At 46.4% G+C, this 1034-nt stretch carries 1 protein-coding gene; it reads left to right on the forward strand.

The genetic code is table 11. The features are described 5' to 3' along the window. Positions 1-783, forward strand: a 783-nt coding sequence (locus A3735_RS26075; RefSeq protein ID WP_156499932.1) for a nucleotide sugar dehydrogenase, incomplete at its 5' end; no start/stop codon positions are given. Between the last annotated feature and the right edge of the window lie 251 nt (positions 784-1034).

Below are 1034 nucleotides of genomic sequence, written 5' to 3' on the forward strand. Positions count from 1 at the left end.
ACGAACATTCTCAAAGTTACCTCTGGCTCAACGCCCGAAGCGGCAACTTTTATTGATGACCTTTATAAAAGCATCATCGTTGCCGGCACGCACAAAGCAGCTTCTATTCGTGTAGCTGAAGCCGCAAAAGTTATTGAAAACACCCAGCGTGACGTCAACATCGCTCTCGTTAACGAGCTTTCTTTAATTTTTGACAAAATGGGCATCGACACCCTGGAAGTACTCGAAGCCGCTGGCACAAAGTGGAACTTCCTCCCCTTCCGCCCAGGCTTGGTTGGCGGTCACTGTATTGGTGTAGACCCATACTACCTAACACATAAAGCGCAATCGATTGGTTACCACCCAGAAATCATTCTTTCCGGTCGTCGTATTAACGACAACATGTCTGCTCATGTTGCCGAGAAAGTATTGAAGCTTATGACCAAGAAGAAAATTCAGGTTGTTGACGCAAACATTCTGGTCATGGGGCTTACATTTAAAGAGAACTGCCCTGATATTCGCAACACCAAAGTGACTGATGTTATTACAGAGCTCCAGGGCTACCACGCCAATATTGACGTCTATGACCCTTGGGCAGATGCAGAAGAGGTGAAGCATGAGTATGGGCTTAACTTGATCAGCGAACCTAAACAAGATCACTACGATGCAGCAGTCATTTGCGTATCACACGACCAGATCAAAGAAATGGGTATCGCAGAAATCCGTAAGCTATGCAAAACCAATAACGTTATCTTTGATGTGAAATATCTATTCGACAAAGATGATGTTGATGCGCGTTTGTAAGCCTCAGCTCGGCATTGAATTAAGAGCCCGGTAGTTACCGGGCTTTTTTGTTATCCGCTTGCGATTCGATAATTAGCACCACATGGCAACCATTGGCACTCACTACATCCTCAGCGCGCTAGGCGGCGCGAGAAAAAAAGGCGTCGATACTCGCCAACTGCTAAAGCAAGCGCGAATATCCGAACTTCAACTCAGAAACCCCAGAGCACGCTTCCCGGTAGAGTCGGTTGCCAAGCTCTATTCAAGTATTG

Source organism: Oleiphilus sp. HI0061, assembly GCF_001635675.1.